The sequence below is a fragment of the Flavobacterium sp. genome (assembly GCF_030146175.1).
Classification (GTDB): domain Bacteria; phylum Bacteroidota; class Bacteroidia; order Flavobacteriales; family Flavobacteriaceae; genus Flavobacterium.
On sequence record NZ_JASLCE010000158.1, the window covers coordinates 1 to 3,415 of the forward strand.

Below are 3,415 nucleotides of genomic sequence, written 5' to 3' on the forward strand. Positions count from 1 at the left end.
TTTTGTCATCGAAACCAAGTTGTAACGCTTCATACCCGTCAACCTCATTGGTTCTGACTTGGGTAACAACGCATGGACCAGCTTCGATAACTGTACAAGGAATATTTTTCCCGTTCTCGTCGAAGATACTAGTCATGCCGATTTTTCTACCAATTAACCCAGACATATAAAACTAATTATTAATTACTTATTGAATATTTTTATTTTTAGAGTGCGCAAAAGTAAGCATTAAGTTTTAAATAAAAAAACTTAATGCTTAAATACTTTAAAATGCGAGTTTTATCACACTTTGATTTCTACCTCAACTCCGCTTGGTAACTCTAATTTCATTAGAGCGTCAATTGTTTTAGAAGATGAAGAATAGATATCTAATAATCTTTTGTATGAACTAACTTCGAATTGCTCTCTTGATTTTTTGTTTACGTGTGGAGAACGTAACACAGTGAAAATCTTTTTGTGCGTAGGCAACGGAATTGGACCAGTTACCACAGCTCCTGTACTTTTTACAGTTTTTACGATTTTCTCAGCAGATTTATCTACTAAGTTGTGATCGTAAGACTTTAATTTTATTCTGATTTTTTGACTCATTTTCCTAAAAATTAAGCGTTACCTTTTGCTTTTTTGATTACATCATCAGAGATGTTGCTTGGTGTCTCAGCATAGTGTGAGAATTCCATTGTAGATGTTGCTCTACCAGAAGATAATGTTCTTAATGTAGTAACATATCCGAACATTTCAGAAAGTGGCACACTAGCTTTAACAACTTTAGCACCATTTCTATCGTCCATGTTGTTGATCTGACCTCTACGACGGTTCAAATCCCCAACGATGTCACCCATGTTCTCTTCCGGAGTCAATACCTCTAACTTCATGATTGGCTCAAGGATTACAGCACCTGCCGCTTTAGCAGACTCTTTATATCCCATTTTAGCAGCCAATTCGAATGAAAGCGCATCGGAATCCACAGGGTGGAAAGATCCATCCAATAAAGTAACTTTTAAACTATCTACTTCATATCCAGCTAAAGGACCAGACTTCATAGCCTCTCTAAATCCTTTTTCAACAGCAGGGATATATTCTTTAGGAACGTTACCACCTTTAACTTCGTTAACGAATTGTAATCCTACAGGCACTTTTCCATCAACTTCATCAGCAGGCTCGATTCTAAATACGATATCACCGAATTTACCACGTCCACCAGATTGTTTTTTATACGTTTCTCTGTGTTGTGCAGATCTTGTAAATGCCTCTTTGTACTCAACTTGTGGCTCACCTTGGTTAACCTCAACTTTAAACTCACGACGCATACGATCTACAATGATATCCAAGTGAAGCTCACCCATACCAGAGATAATCGTTTGTCCTGAAGCATGGTCAGTTCTAACTGTAAACGTTGGATCCTCTTCAGCCAATTTCGCTAAAGCCATACCCATTTTATCAACGTCAGCTTTAGTTTTTGGCTCAACAGCGATACCAATTACAGGATCAGGGAATACCATAGACTCTAATACAATCGGATGTTTCTCATCTGATAACGTATCTCCAGTCTTGATATCTTTAAATCCTACAGCAGCCCCGATATCTCCAGCCTCAATATATTCGATTGGATTTTGTTTGTTCGCGTGCATTTGGTAAATACGAGAGATACGTTCTTTGTTACCAGAACGGTTGTTCAATACGTAAGAACCTGCATCTAAACGTCCAGAGTAAGCTCTAAAGAATGCCAAACGACCTACATAAGGATCGGTAGCAATTTTAAATGCTAAAGCAGCAAATGGCTCACTTACGGATGGTTTACGAGAGATCGGCTCGTCAGTATCAGGATTTGTACCTTCGATAGCCTCTTTATCCAATGGAGAAGGCAAGAATTTACAAACTGAATCCAACATGAACTGAACTCCTTTATTTTTAAATGAAGAACCACACAACATTGGGATAATCGCCATGTCGATAGTTGCTCTTCTTAATGCATTGTTGATTTCTTCCTCAGTAATAGAGCTTTCATCTTCCATGAATTTCTCTAAAAGGTTTTCATCATATGCAGCCACTTCCTCGATTAACTGAGCTCTGTATTGTTTCGCATCAGCAACCATATCTTCAGGAATTGGAACGATATCAAAAGTAGCTCCTTGAGTATCATCATGCCAAACGATCGCCTGGTTTTTGATCAAATCTACTACTCCTCTAAAGTCTGCTTCATCACCGATTGGCAATACCAATGGCACTGCATTCGATTTCAACATATCTTTTACTTGTTGACAAACTGCTAAGAAGTTTGAACCCTGACGGTCCATCTTGTTAACAAATCCCATACGTGGAACTTTATAGTTGTCAGCAAGTCTCCAGTTTGTTTCAGACTGAGGCTCAACTCCGTCTACTGCAGAGAATAAGAATACCAATCCGTCCAATACACGTAGGGAACGGTTTACCTCTACTGTAAAGTCAACGTGACCCGGGGTATCGATAATGTTAAAGTGGTAATCTTTAGTATCAGCAGTAGCTTTACCTTGCTCAGTTGGGAAATTCCAGGTACAAGTTGTAGCTGCAGAAGTAATTGTAATACCTCTTTCCGCTTCTTGCTCCATCCAGTCCATTGTTGCAGCACCTTCGTGTACTTCACCAATTTTGTGTGTTTTCCCGGTATAAAATAAAATACGCTCAGTTGTTGTAGTTTTACCCGCATCAATGTGAGCAGCAATCCCGATATTTCTAGTATATTTTAAATCTCTAGCCATTTCTAATGTTTCTTATGAATTAAAATCTAAAGTGAGAGAATGCTTTGTTCGCTTCCGCCATTTTGTGAGTATCCATTCTTTTCTTAACAGCAGCACCTTCTTCTTTTGCAGCAGCTAAGATTTCAGAAGCAAGTTTCCCTGCCATAGATTTCTCATTTCTTTTTCTAGCGTAAAGAATCATCCATTTCATCGCCATAGAGATTTTTCTGTCCGGACGAATCTGCATCGGGATTTGGAAAGTAGCTCCTCCTACACGACGAGAACGAACTTCAACGTGAGGCATAACATTAGTTAATGCATCTTTCCAGATTTCCAAAGAGGATTTTTCTGCATCTTGCTTTTTAGTCTCAACGATCTCTAAAGCATCATAGAATACTTTGAAAGCAGTCGATTTTTTACCATCCCACATTAAGTTATTCACAAAACGCGTTACTAACTGGTCGTTAAATTTCGGATCTGGTAAAAGAGGTCTTTTTTTGGCCTGTCTTTTTCTCATGTCTTTTCTTTAAAAGTTTTTAAAAATTACTTTTTGTCTTTAGGGCGTTTAGCACCATACTTAGATCTTCTTTGAGTTCTACCGTTAACTCCGGCAGTATCCAAAGCACCACGAACGATGTGGTATCTAACTCCTGGTAAATCTTTTACCCTTCCACCTCTAACTAATACTATCGAGTGCTCTT

The 3,415-nt window shown here is 38.4% G+C and carries 3 protein-coding genes and 2 pseudogenes; all 5 read right to left on the minus strand.

Annotation, left to right across the window (positions count from 1 at the left end; translation table 11 throughout):
• A pseudogene (locus Q1R07_RS16365) lies at positions 1-166 on the minus strand (50S ribosomal protein L3); the annotation flags it as partial.
• Positions 167-282: 116 nt separating this feature from the next.
• Positions 283-588: a 30S ribosomal protein S10 gene (gene rpsJ, locus Q1R07_RS16370; RefSeq protein ID WP_136403044.1), complete on the minus strand. Its 306-nt coding sequence runs from the start codon at positions 586-588 to the stop codon at positions 283-285.
• Between the two features lie 11 nt (positions 589-599).
• Positions 600-2,735 carry an elongation factor G gene (fusA, locus tag Q1R07_RS16375; RefSeq protein WP_300492278.1) on the minus strand — a complete coding sequence of 712 codons (2,136 nt, stop codon included), beginning with the start codon at positions 2,733-2,735 and terminating at the stop codon, positions 600-602.
• Positions 2,736-2,754: 19 nt separating this feature from the next.
• Positions 2,755-3,231 (minus strand): 30S ribosomal protein S7, encoded by a 477-nt coding sequence (gene rpsG, locus Q1R07_RS16380; protein ID WP_136403042.1) that lies wholly within the window; start codon positions 3,229-3,231, stop codon positions 2,755-2,757.
• A gap of 26 nt (positions 3,232-3,257) precedes the next feature.
• Positions 3,258-3,415: pseudogene (locus Q1R07_RS16385) on the minus strand (30S ribosomal protein S12); the annotation flags it as partial.

Bases quoted from the DNA above. Each gene is read 5' to 3' on its own strand.
- rpsG (WP_136403042.1), bottom strand. From the start codon at position 3,231: ATGAGAAAAAGACAGGCCAAAAAAAGACCTCTTTTACCAGATCCGAAA.
- fusA (WP_300492278.1), bottom strand. From the start codon at position 2,735: ATGGCTAGAGATTTAAAATATACTAGAAATATCGGGATTGCTGCTCAC.
- rpsJ (WP_136403044.1), bottom strand. From the start codon at position 588: ATGAGTCAAAAAATCAGAATAAAATTAAAGTCTTACGATCACAACTTA.